The sequence below is a fragment of the Streptomyces viridosporus genome (assembly GCF_002078235.1).
GTDB lineage: Bacteria > Actinomycetota > Actinomycetes > Streptomycetales > Streptomycetaceae > Streptomyces > Streptomyces viridosporus.
On sequence record NZ_MSGP01000324.1, the window covers coordinates 1 to 11,951 of the forward strand.

The following is an 11,951-nucleotide window of genomic DNA, read 5'->3' on the forward strand; positions in this document are numbered from 1 at the left end:
GCGTTGCGGGAAGCGGCCTGCGCGGCCCCGGCGAGACCGGGAGCAAGCCCGGCCGGCGCCTCGACGGCCTCGGTCACGTACCGGTAAGACGGGGCTGGCATCGGCACGCCGGCGGCGACGCCTCCCTCGATCCGCGGACCACGGTCCGCAACACCAGTCTCAGCGCCGCGATCCGCACCGCGCCCTGGACCGACATGAGCGGCTTCTCCCGGAAGGACGACCGCTTCGCCGAGTACCGGAACACGGGCCCCGGCGCGGGCCCGGCGAGCGGTGACCGCCCGCACCTGACGGACGCCCAGGCGGCCGACCAGGACATCACGGACTGGCTGGGCGACCGGACCCCCCCACGGCGTCCTGACCCCGCCTTCCGACAGCCGCAGGAGAACCCTCCCGGACCGGAGCCGGGCGACGGTCGTGACCGCGAAGGGTTCTCCCCGGAGCGGTAATCGCGGCGGCGGTGCGTCAGGTGAGTTTGAAGAAGAGGGTGTCCTGGGTGTACCAGTCGATGTTCTTCGTGGCGTACTCCCACTCCCCGTGCTCGAACTCGAGCTTCTCGATCAGTTCACGGACGTCGTACCGGAAGTCCGGGTCCATCCGGTCCAGGACGGCCCGGTAGGCGTCGGCGGCGGGCTTGGTCTTGGCCAGAGGAAGGTGGCCGATGGCCGGATAGCCGTCGATCGAGGACGGAAGGTACGGGAACCCGTCGGGCAGTCCGCCGTAGAGGTAGCCGTGGGGTAGGAGGTCGGCGGGCACGCCGAGGCGGCGCATCTCGTCGTCCACCAGGCCGAAGAACGTCGAGGGCTTCGCGTAGGTGCCCAGATGGGACGGGTCCGACGCGTTGTGGTCGATGATGTGCTGCAGCGCGGAGTGGTAGGCGTTGCCCGCGCACTCGGCGTCCGCGTCCGTGCGCCCGGCGATGAGGTGGTCGAGGGCGTCGGGTACGGACAGGCCCCAGTCGACGCCCTGGTGGTCGAGGGCGTCCTGATGGGCCCGGGCGGCCTTGCGCATCCCGCCGAGTCGTCGCTGCTGATCCGGCGTCAGGTCGCCCTTGCTGCCCAGGTAGGCCAGGACGTCGGCCTTGTCCGCGGTGGAGTACGCGATGTTGTGACTCATGGCCGCCATCGTGCCAAGTGGCTCTGACATCCCGGCCGTTGAGGGCCCTCCGTACGGTCCGGGTACGTCCTCCCTCTATCGCCGCCGGTCGCCGAGCCCCGTCACGAAGGAGCTCCACGAGGCCGGGCCGAAGACGAGCACCGGACCGTCCGGGACCTTGCTGTCGCGCACCGGGACGAGACCGGGGCAGCCGTCGGCGACCTCGACGCAGTTGTTGTCTCCCCCGTCGCTGTAACTGGACTTGCGCCAGGCGGCGGTGCCGAGGTCGAAGGTGTGCTTCATGATCGGTGCTCCTCCAGTACGTCCTTCATGAACGTCAGCGAGTCCGACGGGGACAGCGCCAGATCCCGCAGCCGATCGTAGGACAAACGGTGGTGCAGGACGTCCTCCGGATCGTCCGTCAGCAGACCGTTGCTGTCACCTTCCGTGTAGGCCACGGCGCTTCCGTCCCGCTGCCACAGCAGAGTCAGCGATCCCTTGCCCATGAGGTCGTGGATTCCCGCCGAGAACGGCAGCACCTGGACGATGACGTTGGGCCATTGCGCCACCTCCTCGATGTGCATCAGCTGGCCCTCCCAGGTCTCCGGGCCGGCGGCAGGACGGCGGAAGGCGAGTTCGTCGATGACGAAACGGACGTGAGGCACAGGGTTCCTGCGCAGCAACAGCTGCCGCCCCAGGCGTGCGGCCACCTGTTCCTCGACCGCTTCGTGGTCCACGTCCGTTGCCCGGGAGCCGGACAACATCTCGCGGGCGAAATCCTCGGTCTGCAGCAAGCCGGGCACGTTCGGCGTGTACTTGCGCATGACCCGTGCCGTCGCCTCCAGCCGCATGAACTCCTTGTACCGGTCCTTGAAGGCGTCGATCCGCGCCACCTTCCACAGGCTGACCAGCAGCCCCCGGCCCCGTAATACGTGTCCAGGTCCTCCATCACCGTCACCTTGGAGAGGCGTTGGCCCGACTCCAGGCGGCTCAGGTAGCTCTTGTCGTACCCGGACGCGTCGGCCAGTTGCCCCAGGGACTTTCCTTCCTTCTCCCGCAGGAAACGGAGCGTCCGTCCCAGTACCGCGCGCCCCGACTCGACGTGCGCGTCGAGCTGTTCGGTCATGCCGTCCCTCCCCGTTGCCGGAAGCCGCGGGCACCTCCGGCCCTCTTCCCCAGCGTACGTGCGATGAGTGACCATCGGAGCACGAACAGTGATGGTCGCTGGTCGGCGTACCGGAGGGACACGGCATGAGGGGACGCACCGCGAGAGGCACCGACGCCGGGCCGCGCCGCATCCACGGGACGGAGGCCTCCGCGTGAGCGATACCTTCCGGTTCCGTCTGCTGCCCTGGACCACGCCCGAGGGCAAGCCCTGCTATCTGAGCACCGACAGCGACCGCAGCCGGCTCTCCCGGCTCGCGGACGACGTGGAAGAGGACCAGCTGGACTCGGGGGAGCAGGTGCTCGCGGGAGCGCGGGCCGTGCTCGCCGATCCCGGGGCCGGCGAGCGGGCGGTGCGCTTCGCGCTCACCAGGGCGACGGAATCGCTGGAGGAAGCGCTCCGGGTCGCCGAGAGCCGGGGGCGGCGCATCCTCTTCCGGATCGAGTGAGCCGGGGCCGTGAGCGAGAAAGTGCCTGTGCCACGCTTGGCGCCATGAGGACACCACCGGACGGGCTGCCCGTGTACCGCGTACTGACCGGTCCCGACGACGCGGCGTTCTGCCGCCGGGTGAGCGAGGCGCTGGAGAGGGGGTACCGGCTGCACGAGGGGCCGTCGGTCACCTTCGACGGTGAGCGGGTGATCGTCGCGCAGGCGGTCGTGTGGCCCGGGGCCGGGGACGACGGCTCCGGGTGAGGAGACGTGCGACGGGGCCGGTACCCGGCGCTCTCCGCCGCGTACCGGCCCCGTCGGCCGTCGGTCCGTGCGGTTACCGCACGATCGTGATCCGGTCCGCCTTCGGCGGGTCGATCGGGTCGGTCGCCGAGGAGTTGGCCGTCAGATACTGCTCCAGGGCCGCCAGGTCGTCCGCGCCGACGAGGTCGTTCGTGCCCTCGCCCAGCGTCGGGAAGCCGTCGCCGCCGCCCGCGAGGAAGCTGTTCGTCGCGACGCGGTAGGTGGCGGACGGGTCGACGGGCTCGCCGTTCAGCCGGATGGAGTCCGTGACGACGCGGTCCGCGCCGGTCCTGGTCAGGTCCAGGGTGTAGGTCAGGCCGTCCGAGACCTGGAGGATCTTCGGGGCGGCTTCGTTCGGGCCGCTCACCTGCTCCTTGAGGGCCTGGATCAGCTGTGCGCCGGTGAGGTCCTGGAGGTTGACCGTGTTGGCGAAGGGCTGGACCGTGAAGGCTTCCGCGAACGTCACCACGCCGTCGCCCTCGGCGCCACTGGCCGCGTAGGTGAGGGACGCGCGGATGCCGCCGGGGTTCATCAGCGCCAGGTCGGTCTCCGGGTCCAGCGTCCTGCCGTGCGCGAGCTGCGCGTCGGCGATCAGGTCGCCGAGCGGGGACTCCGTGCCGTCGCGGCCGATGTCGCCGGAGATGTGGCCGATCGGGCGGTTGCCGATGGGGGCGGCGAGGGTGCTCCACCTGCCGATCAGCGCGGTCGTGTCCGGCGCCTTGGGGACGTCCCGGGTGACGACGTGGTTCGCGGACTTCACGGCCGTGCGGGCGATGTCGCCGGTCGCGCGGTCGTAGGTCAGCGTGGTGTCCGTGTAGAGGCGGCCGAAGGACGCGGCCGAGGTGACCGTGCGGGGCTTGCCGGCCGGGTCGGGGATCGTGCAGACGTACGCCGCGTGGGTGTGGCCGGTGACCAGCGCGTCCACCTGCGGGGAGACGTTCTCGGCGATGTCCGCGATCGGGCCGGAGATGCCGTCGCCGGCGCCCGGGGAGTCGCAGTCGTAGTTGTAGGAGGAGGACGCGGGGAAGCCGCCCTCGTGGATGAGGGCGACGATGGACTTCACGCCCTGGCGCTGGAGCTCCTTGGCGTACTTGTTGATCGTCTCGACCTCGTCCTTGAAGGAGAGGCCCTTGACGCCCTCGGCGGAGACGATGTTCGGGGTGCCCTCGAGCGTCACGCCGATGAAGCCGACCTCGACGCCCTGCTTCTTCCACACCCAGTACGGCTTGAGGAGGGGCTTCTTCGTCTTCTCGTTCAGGACGTTGGCCGCCAGGTACGGGAAGTCGGCGCCCTTGAACTTCTTGTCGGTGTAGCAGCCGTCGGTGGGGTGGCAGCCGCCGTTCTGCAGACGGGCCAGTTCCCGGGCGCCCTCGTCGAACTCGTGGTTGCCGACCGAGGAGACGTCCAGGCCGAGCCCGTTCAGCGCCTCGATGGTGGGCTCGTCGTGGAAGAGGCCGGAGAGGAGGGGAGACGCGCCGACCATGTCGCCGCCGGCGGCGGTGATGGAGTAGCGGTTGCCCTTGCGGGCCTCGCGCAGGTGGGTGGCGAGGTACTCCACGCCGCCCGCCTCGACGTCCTTCGTCGTGCCGTCGGGCTGGATCTCGTTGACCCGGCCGGAGGAGCCCGTCGGGGGCTCGAGGTTGCCGTGCAGGTCGTTGAAGGACAGCAGCTGAATGTCCTGGTAACGGCCGGGGTGGTGGCCGTGCGGCTTGCCCTTGCCGCCGCCGTTCTCGCCCGCGCTCGCCGACCCGGGCAGGGCGGCGGCGGCCAGCGCACCGGCGGTCAGGACACCGGCGGCGGTCGCGAGGAGACGGTTCGTACGGCGTCTGCGGCGCAGGTGCTGCTGGTGCGCCGGGGATGTGGCTGGCATACGCCCCCCTGTGGGTCCGAGTGGGTACCGGCGCAGCCTAGGGTCAACGCGCGTAGCACGACAGGTCATTCAGGGTTACATCTTGGTTCGTCTTTCGCCGGCGCCGTACGACGGGCGTCGCCGTCCGTCGTACGGCGTGGCCCCTTCGCCCTCGTACACGTCCTCGTCCGCATACCCTCGTACCCATGACCAGCGACGACACCGTACGGCCCGGACGCTCCCGCTCGATCCAGACCCTCACCGCGCTCTCCCCGGAGCAGACCGAGGCGGTCCTCGCCCTGCTCACCGAGGCCGCCCGGACCGACGGGCAGCAGGCGGTGTCCGAGCAGGGGCGGTTGCAGCTGCGCGGCGGGGAGCGGGAGGGGATCTCGCACCTGCTGCTCACCGTCGACGGTGAACTCGTCGGGTACGCCCAGCTGGAGGACACCGACCCGGTGGAGCCGCCGGCCGCCGAGCTGGTCGTGCACCCCGCGCACCGGGGCCGGGGGCACGGACGGGCGCTCGGCGCCGCGCTGCTCGCCGCGTCCGGGAAGCGGCTGCGGGTCTGGGCGCACGGCGGGCACTCCGCCGCCCGGCACCTGGCCCAGGTGCTCGGGCTCACCCTCTTCCGGGAACTGCGGCAGATGCGGCGCCCGTTGACCGGGCTCGACCTGCCCGACCCGGTGCTGCCCCAGGGCGTGACCGTGCGGACGTTCGTACCGGGGCGGGACGACGCGGCCTGGCTCGCGGTGAACGCCGCCGCCTTCGCCCACCATCCCGAGCAGGGCTCCCTCACCCAGCGCGACCTCGACGACCGCAAGGCCGAGCCGTGGTTCGACCCCGAGGGTTTCTTCCTCGCCGAACAGGAGGGCCGGATCGTCGGCTTCCACTGGACCAAGGCGCACCGGGCTGAGGGCCTCGGCGAGGTGTACGTCCTCGGGGTGAGCCCCGACGCCCAGGGGGGCGGGCTCGGCAAGGCCCTCACGACGATCGGACTGCGGCACCTGGCGGGGCAGGGGCTGCCGACGGCGATGCTCTACGTCGACGCCGACAACGAGGCGGCGGTGGCCGTCTACGAGCGGCTCGGGTTCGCCACGCACGAGACGGACCTGATGTACCGCACGGAGACCTGACCCCGGAGACGGGCCGGAGCCCGCCCCCGGGCGCGGGACGGGAGCGCGGCCGGGGTGAGGGGTCTCCCGCGTCACCCCGTCCGGCCCACCGCCCGCCGCCGCAGCGGCTCCGCCGCGCAGAGCGCCGCCACCGCCAGCGCCGCGCACAACAGCACCGCCCACCGGTCGTGGGCCGCCGCCCACCGCTCGTCGTCCGGCGTCACGAACAGGGCCCAGCGCCCGGGCCACAGCAGCGGGGCCAGAACCCCCGGGACCAGCAGTCCGCCGGCGACGGCCCGGCCCGGCCGGGTGCGGTCGGAGCAGCGGACGGCGAGCGCCGCTCCGGCCAGGGCGAGGGAGACGATCGCCGCCGCCTCGAGGGTGATGTCGGCCTCCGGGGGCCGTACGGCCCGCGGGACGAGGTACAGCGCGGCGGTCCACCCCGCAGTGGCCACCGGAGCGACGAGGGCCAGCCGCAGTGCGTGGCGGACGGCGCGCCGGGTGGGGACGGCGGCCGTGGTGTGCCGGGCCGGGTCGTCCAGGAGGAACGCCAGGCCCAGCGCGAAGGCCAGGGCGGACGCCCGCAGCGCGTTCAGCGCCAGCCAGTCGTTCGTCTGATCGCCCGTCAGCCGGGGCACCCCGGCGAGCAGCAGTCCCAGGATCCCCGCCGTCCCGATCGCCCGCCACGGCACGGTCCGCGCGACCGGGCGGACCAGCGCGATCCCCACGGACACACCGGGTGCGCCGGATCCGCCGGATCCACCGGACGCACGGGGTTCGTCCGATGCGCCGGGTCCACCTGATGCGCCGGGCGCGCCGGACGTGTCGGACGTGTCGGACGCGCCGGGCGCGCCCTTCGAAGGCCCCCCGGTCACAGACACTCGTCCGCCTCCTCGGGCGCGTCCAGGCCCAGCAGCTCCGCGGCGCGGTCCGTCGTCACCTTCGGGGCGGTCAGCTCGGCCCAGTGGCCCTTCACCTTCGCGGCGACCTCGTCCCGGGGGCGCTCCAGCAGCTCACGCACGACCTCCGTGTGGGCGGCGGTCATGCTCAGCGGTTCCGTCTGCGAGATGACGACGGCCGAGCCGCTCGTGCTGTCGTCCAGACGCACCCGGCGCAGGTCGGACATCGGGTCGGGCCGGCCGGCGAGGGCCAGCCACATGACGGTGACCGTGCGGCCGTCGCACAGCGCGCCCGCCGTCTCCTCGTCGCCCGTGACCAGCACACCGGCCACGGCGACGGCGAACTCCGGGACGCGGTTGCCGCCCCAGGTCGTGCCGACGGTCACCTCGTCCGGGCGGGCGGCCGGGGGGATCGCGGCGTCGCCGGACAGTCCGTACCGCGCCTCGACGCGCTGCCGTACGGTCAGCGGCCGGTCCGGTGCCGTGCCGCCCGCGAGGGAGCGCACGTCCTCCACGACCTCCGCCCAGTCAGCGGTGCGCGGTCCCCACTCCGGGAAGGCGCAGTACGTCGTGCCCTCCCGTTCGGTGCACCGGTGCACCTTCTCCGGGGTGGTCGAGATCCGCGTCCGCGCCTCGGCCGTCTCCGGCGACACGCTCCCGTCCTGTGCCACCGCGCCCACCAGGGTCAGTACCACCGCGCCGGCGACGCCTGCCCGGACGGAGCGGAGGCGGGCGCCCCCGGAGAGCATCACCGCCGCCAGCGCCAGGCACAGCGCGAGGCCCGCGAGGTACAGGGCGTGCCAGGCGGCGGGGCGGCCCAGCAGGTCGGACGGCAGCGTGTCGCCGCTGTTCTCGACGACCACCGGCGCCAGCCACCGGGCCCGGCCCTCGTCGGGGAGGCCCGCGGTGAACAGGGCGAAGAACAGCAGGAAGACGAGCAGCAGCGGGGCCGCGAGGGGCGAGGCCACCAGCCGGGCGAGCAGTACCCCGGTCACCCCGAGCAGCAGCACGGACAGCGGTCCCGCGAGCAGTTCGCCCGGCGAACCGTGCCCGATCGCGCCCGGCTTGAGCGCCTCCCAGGCGAACTGGCCGCCCACGCACACCGTGACGAGCAGCGCCGCCGGCACGACGGACAGCAGGTGCCCGACCGTGCGGCGCCACGGCGGGACCACCAGCACGGCGAAGTGCGGCTCGGTGCCGTGCCGCCGGGAGCGCAGCACCGCGTGGTTGGCGCACAGCAGGACGGCGAGGCCGACGAGCAGCGGGCCGGTCTGGGTGGCGCGGTCGGCGTCCTGCAGCGCGGGGAAGCCGTCCCAGGAGGTACGGGTCCGCCACACGGTCCAGCCGACGTACCCGGCGAAGGCGATCAGGACCGGTGCGCGCAGCAGGAGCCTGCGGGCCTCGAAGCGGGCCAGGACGAACACGGCCGCCCGGGAGGCGCGCGGTCCGGTCGTCGCGTCCGGCACGGCCGGGGCCCCGGGGATCGCCGCGGTCATGCCGCCACCTCCGCGTCCGTGCCGTCGAGGGTGAGCAGGTAGCCGTCCTCCAGGGTGGGTTCGAGGAGGTCGGCGCCGGCGGGCGGGTCGCCCACGTTGCGGAAGGTGCCCAGCCCGGTGCGCCAGCCGGCCTTCGCGCCGGGGTCGCGCTCGGTGCTGCTCCACACCCGCCCGGCGGCCCGTGCGGTCAGCTCGGCGGGGGTGCCGTCGAAGCGGACGGTGCCGCCGGCCAGGACCACGACCCGGTGGCAGAGCATCGCCACGTCCTCGGTCTGGTGGGTGGACAGCAGCACCGTGCGGCCCTCGCCGGCGTGCGCGATCAGCTCGCGGAAGCGCATGCGCTGTTCGGGGTCCAGGCCGACGGTGGGCTCGTCGAGGACGAGGAAGGCGGGGTCGCCGACGAGCGCGGCGGCCAGGGCGACCCGCTGCCGCATGCCGCCGGACAGCATGCGGATGTGCTTGCCGCGCACCTCGGTGAGGCCGACCTCGTCGAGGACGCGCCGCACCTCGCGGTGGCGGGCGGCGCGGTCGGTGAGCTCCTTGAGGATCGCCACGTAGTCGACGAACTCGAAGGCGGTGAAGTCGGGGTGGAAGCCCGGCGTCTGCGGCAGGTAGCCGAGGCGGCGCCGGACCTCCCGGCGCCCGTGCGAGGTGCCCGGGTCGTGGCCGAGCACCGTGAAGGACCCGCGGTCGGCCGGCACGGCGGTGGCGAGCACTCTCAGCAGCGTGGTCTTGCCCGCGCCGTTGGGTCCGAGCAGCCCGGTGACGCCGGCGGACAGCCGCAGCGACACGTCGTCGAGGGCGCGGGTGCCCCCGTAGTGGAGGCTCAGCCCGGAGGCGGAGACGGTGCAGGTCATACGGCACTCCCGTGGAGGTCGTGGGGAAAGGGACGAGGAGAGGGGGCGGGGGCGGTCACGCCGTGTTCGCCCGGCCGGAGTCGAAGCGGTCGCGGAGCAGCACGAGCAGTCCGGCGGCGAGGACGGCGACCAGCGCCGACACGCCCTGCCCGGCGGCGGTGAACGGGGCGAGCGGGTCCTCGGCGCCGGTCCGGGCCGCCTCCGCCGTCACCAGCAGCGCGATCCAGCCGACGCCGACGAGGGACGGCCCGAGCACCGGGCCCAGCCTGGCCGCCAGCGCGAGCCCGGTCGCGGTGAGCGCGAGGGCGGGCAGCAGCCAGCCCAGGGCCCGCAGTCCGTACCCGGGCAGGGCGAGGGTCGCCAGCCCGTTGAAGCCGATCCCGACGGCGAGCACCGCCACCGTGCGGATCATCAGCAGCCGGAAGCCGTGCACCGGGGCGACGACCGCCATCTCGTACGTGGGGTCCAGCGCGGGCCCGTACGACAGGGCGACCCCGGCCAGCGGCAGCAGCGGCGCGAGGGCGAGGAAGAGGGTGGGCGAGCCGCCGGCCGTGTGCCCCGCGGTCACGGCCACGGTCAGCAGCAGGACGGCGGCGACCGCGCCCACCCAGGAGCGGCGCAGCGCCGGCGTGGCCGCGAGCAGCCGTGCGGTGTGGTCGGCCATGCCGCACCGCAGCAGCAGCGCCTCCAGGAAGCCGGGCCGGGGCGCGTCCAGTTCGGCGTCGAGCCGTTCCCAGCCGGCGTCGAGGGCGACGGGGTCGCCGACGTCGGCGAGGACGCCCCGGCAGTGCGCGCAAGCGGCGAGGTGGGTGTCGGCGGACCACAGCGCAGGGGCCGTCAGCCCGCCGCGCGCATAGGCCCGCAGGTCCTCCTCGGGCACGTGCCAGCCGGTGCCGCCGCCACTCGCGCCGCCCGTCGTTCCGCCCGTCATGCCAGCGCCGCCCGTCGTTCCGTCCGTCATGCCAGCGCCGCCCGTCGTTCCGCCCGTCATGCCAGCGCCGCCCGTCGTTCCGCCCGTCATGCCAGCGCCTCCCGGAGTTGCCTGCGGGCCCGCATCGCCCGCGTCTTGACCGTGCCCGGCGGGATGCCGAGCAGGACGGCGGCCTCACGGGTGGTCAGCCCGTCGACGACGGTGGCCTGGAGCACCGCGCGCAGTTCGGGCGAGAGCCGGACCAGCGCGCCGGCCAGGTCCCCGTGCTCCACCCCCGCGAGCACGCGTTCCTCCGCCGATACCTCGTCCCGGTGCCGCAGCCGTGCCAGGGCCTGCCGCAGCCGGCCGCGTGCCCCGGCGCCGCGCAGGGCGTCGACCAGCCGCCGCGAGGCGATCCGCCACAGCCACCCGGCGGCGTCCGCGCCCTCGGCGTCCGCGCGGTAGCGGGCCGTGCCGCGCCACACCGCGAGGAACGTCTCCTGGACGACGTCGTCGACGATCCCCGCGTCGGCGCACCGGCCGCGCATCCGGGCGGTCAGCCACGGCGCGTACCGCCGGTACAGCTCCTCGAAGGCGCGCCGGTCGCCGTCCGCGGCGACGGCGCGCAGCAGCTCCCCGTCGCTTCTCGTTTCGCTCACGTCCCCTCATCGCACGAGCCCGGCCGATCGGTTCACCCGGCCGCGGTTGACTTTTCCGGACCCCTTGCACCACCCTTTCACTACTCAATTAGTGAAAGGGTGGTTGTCGAGTGGTCGACTACCGCATCGACCGGCGCAGCGGCGTGGCCACCTACGTCCAGATCGTGCAGCAGACCAAACAGGCCCTGCGCCTGGGCGAGCTGGTGCCCGGCGACAAACTGCCCACGGCCCGCGAGGTCGTCGAGGCCACCGCCGTGAACCCCAACACCGTGCTGAAGGCCTACCGCGAACTGGAGCGCGAGGGCCTGGTGGAGGCCCGGCGCGGCCTCGGCACCTTCGTCCGGCGCTCGCTGGGCGCCGCCCCCGCCGACTCCCCGCTGCGCGCGGAGCTGGAGGACTGGGCGGCCCGGGCCCGGGAGTCCGGGCTGGAGCGGGAGGACGTGGCCGCGCTCTTCACCGACGTACTCGCGAAGCACTTCCAGGCACCTCAAGTACCTCAGGCACCCCAGACATCCCAGACAACCCGAACGCACCAGGCACATCCCCAGGGAGACCCGTCATGACCGACCCGGCCATCGAGGCGACCGCGCTCGGCAAGCGCTTCGGCCGACGCGGGGCGTGGGCGCTGCGCGACTGCTCCTTCCGGCTGCCCGCCGGCCGCGTCTGCGCCGTCGTCGGTCCCAACGGCGCGGGCAAGTCCACGCTGCTCGCCCTCGCCGCCGGGCTGCTGGCCCCCACCGAGGGCACGGTCGCGGTCCTCGGCACCGACCCGGCCTCGGCCCGCCCCCGCGTCGGCTTCGTCGACCAGGACAAGCCGCTGTACCCGCAGCTCACCGTCGCCGAGACGCTGCGCATGGGCGCCGACCTCAACCCCGGCCGCTGGGACGCGGACACCGCCGGGCGCGTGGTGGCCGGCGGCGACCTGGACCCGGGCAAGCGGATCCGCTCGCTCTCCGGCGGCCAGCGCACCCGGGTCGCGCTCGCCCTCGCCCTGGGCAAGCGGCCGGAGCTGCTGCTCCTGGACGAGCCGATGGCCGACCTCGACCCGCTGGCCCGGCACGAGCTGATGGGCGTGCTGCTGGGGCAGGCCGCCGGGCACGGCACGACGATCGTGATGTCCTCGCACGTGGTCGCCGAACTGGAGGACTCCTGCGACCACCTGCTGCTGATCGGCGGCGGC

13 protein-coding genes and 2 pseudogenes are annotated in these 11,951 nt (G+C 73.7%); 6 read left to right on the forward strand and 9 right to left on the reverse strand.

The features are described 5' to 3' along the window. Positions 1–446 (forward strand): annotated as a pseudogene (locus tag B7L92_RS42575) (hypothetical protein); the annotation flags it as partial. A gap of 16 nt (positions 447–462) precedes the next feature. Here the strand turns inward: B7L92_RS42575 and B7L92_RS22675 are convergent. The 3 genes and pseudogenes from B7L92_RS22675 to B7L92_RS22685 all read right to left on the reverse strand — a co-directional run bounded on the left by B7L92_RS22675 (position 463) and on the right by B7L92_RS22685 (position 2,218). Then, a complete protein-coding gene (locus tag B7L92_RS22675; protein ID WP_081239304.1) occupies positions 463–1,113 on the reverse strand; it encodes a DUF7691 family protein in 651 nt (216 codons plus the stop codon). A 75-nt stretch (positions 1,114–1,188) separates the two neighbouring features. After that, on the reverse strand, positions 1,189–1,395 hold the full coding sequence (locus tag B7L92_RS22680) for a DUF397 domain-containing protein (RefSeq protein ID WP_081239293.1): 207 nt from the start codon (positions 1,393–1,395) through the stop codon (positions 1,189–1,191). Beyond that, a pseudogene (locus tag B7L92_RS22685) lies at positions 1,392–2,218 on the reverse strand (helix-turn-helix domain-containing protein). Before B7L92_RS22685 ends, B7L92_RS22680 begins: the two are co-directional and overlap by 4 nt. 193 nt (positions 2,219–2,411) lie before the next feature. Between B7L92_RS22685 and B7L92_RS22690 the strand changes: the two are divergent. Together B7L92_RS22690 and B7L92_RS22695 are read left to right on the forward strand one after the other, a co-directional pair. Beyond that, positions 2,412–2,705, forward strand: coding sequence for a hypothetical protein (locus tag B7L92_RS22690; RefSeq protein ID WP_081239294.1), 294 nt, complete (start codon positions 2,412–2,414; stop codon positions 2,703–2,705). Positions 2,706–2,749: 44 nt separating this feature from the next. Next, entirely contained in the window at positions 2,750–2,950 is a 201-nt protein-coding gene (locus B7L92_RS22695) for a DUF1737 domain-containing protein (RefSeq protein WP_081239295.1), read from the forward strand. A 73-nt stretch (positions 2,951–3,023) separates the two neighbouring features. On the opposite strand, the gene B7L92_RS22700 is transcribed toward B7L92_RS22695, so the two are convergent. Next, entirely contained in the window at positions 3,024–4,859 is a 1,836-nt protein-coding gene (locus B7L92_RS22700; protein WP_081239296.1) for a bifunctional metallophosphatase/5'-nucleotidase, read from the reverse strand. 185 nt (positions 4,860–5,044) lie between these two features. Between B7L92_RS22700 and mshD the strand changes: the two genes are divergently transcribed. After that, on the forward strand, positions 5,045–5,971 hold the full coding sequence (gene mshD, locus B7L92_RS22705) for a mycothiol synthase (RefSeq protein ID WP_081239297.1): 927 nt from the start codon (positions 5,045–5,047) through the stop codon (positions 5,969–5,971). Positions 5,972–6,042: 71 nt separating this feature from the next. On the opposite strand, the gene B7L92_RS22710 is transcribed toward mshD, so the two are convergent. The 5 genes from B7L92_RS22710 to B7L92_RS22730 all read right to left on the reverse strand — a co-directional run bounded on the left by B7L92_RS22710 (position 6,043) and on the right by B7L92_RS22730 (position 10,771). Further along, on the reverse strand, positions 6,043–6,678 hold the full coding sequence (locus B7L92_RS22710; protein WP_255311081.1) for an ABC transporter: 636 nt from the start codon (positions 6,676–6,678) through the stop codon (positions 6,043–6,045). A gap of 143 nt (positions 6,679–6,821) precedes the next feature. Continuing rightward, positions 6,822–8,345, reverse strand: a complete 1,524-nt coding sequence (locus tag B7L92_RS22715; RefSeq protein ID WP_081239298.1) for an ABC transporter permease — start codon at positions 8,343–8,345, stop codon at positions 6,822–6,824. Further along, positions 8,342–9,202 carry an ABC transporter ATP-binding protein gene (locus B7L92_RS22720; protein WP_081239299.1) on the reverse strand — a complete coding sequence of 287 codons (861 nt, stop codon included), beginning with the start codon at positions 9,200–9,202 and terminating at the stop codon, positions 8,342–8,344. Before B7L92_RS22720 ends, B7L92_RS22715 begins: the two co-directional genes overlap by 4 nt. Positions 9,203–9,257: 55 nt before the next feature. Then, the gene (locus B7L92_RS22725; protein WP_081239300.1) at positions 9,258–10,133 is read right to left on the reverse strand and encodes a cupin domain-containing protein; all 876 of its coding nucleotides are present in this window, start codon (positions 10,131–10,133) and stop codon (positions 9,258–9,260) included. Positions 10,134–10,219: 86 nt separating this feature from the next. After that, complete coding sequence (locus tag B7L92_RS22730) at positions 10,220–10,771, reverse strand: RNA polymerase sigma factor (RefSeq protein WP_081239301.1); 552 nt, start codon at positions 10,769–10,771, stop codon at positions 10,220–10,222. A gap of 110 nt (positions 10,772–10,881) precedes the next feature. On the opposite strand from B7L92_RS22730, the gene B7L92_RS22735 reads away from it, so the two are divergent. Together B7L92_RS22735 and B7L92_RS22740 are read left to right on the forward strand one after the other, a co-directional pair. After that, on the forward strand, positions 10,882–11,334 hold the full coding sequence (locus B7L92_RS22735) for a GntR family transcriptional regulator (protein WP_081239302.1): 453 nt from the start codon (positions 10,882–10,884) through the stop codon (positions 11,332–11,334). Further along, the coding region (locus tag B7L92_RS22740; RefSeq protein WP_081239303.1) for an ABC transporter ATP-binding protein at positions 11,331–11,951 on the forward strand (621 nt) is incomplete at its 3' end. The genes B7L92_RS22735 and B7L92_RS22740, both read left to right, overlap by 4 nt.

What these genes read in the sequence shown, in the direction of transcription:
- B7L92_RS22680 (WP_081239293.1), bottom strand. Translation starts at nt 1,395, where the DNA reads ATGAAGCACACCTTCGACCTCGGCACCGCCGCCTGGCGCAAGTCCAGT.
- mshD (WP_081239297.1), top strand. Translation starts at nt 5,045, where the DNA reads ATGACCAGCGACGACACCGTACGGCCCGGACGCTCCCGCTCGATCCAG.
- B7L92_RS22675 (WP_081239304.1), bottom strand. Translation starts at nt 1,113, where the DNA reads ATGAGTCACAACATCGCGTACTCCACCGCGGACAAGGCCGACGTCCTG.
- B7L92_RS22695 (WP_081239295.1), top strand. Translation starts at nt 2,750, where the DNA reads ATGAGGACACCACCGGACGGGCTGCCCGTGTACCGCGTACTGACCGGT.
- B7L92_RS22720 (WP_081239299.1), bottom strand. Translation starts at nt 9,202, where the DNA reads ATGACCTGCACCGTCTCCGCCTCCGGGCTGAGCCTCCACTACGGGGGC.
- B7L92_RS22725 (WP_081239300.1), bottom strand. Translation starts at nt 10,133, where the DNA reads ATGACGGGCGGAACGACGGGCGGCGCGAGTGGCGGCGGCACCGGCTGG.
- B7L92_RS22715 (WP_081239298.1), bottom strand. Translation starts at nt 8,345, where the DNA reads ATGACCGCGGCGATCCCCGGGGCCCCGGCCGTGCCGGACGCGACGACC.
- B7L92_RS22700 (WP_081239296.1), bottom strand. Translation starts at nt 4,859, where the DNA reads ATGCCAGCCACATCCCCGGCGCACCAGCAGCACCTGCGCCGCAGACGC.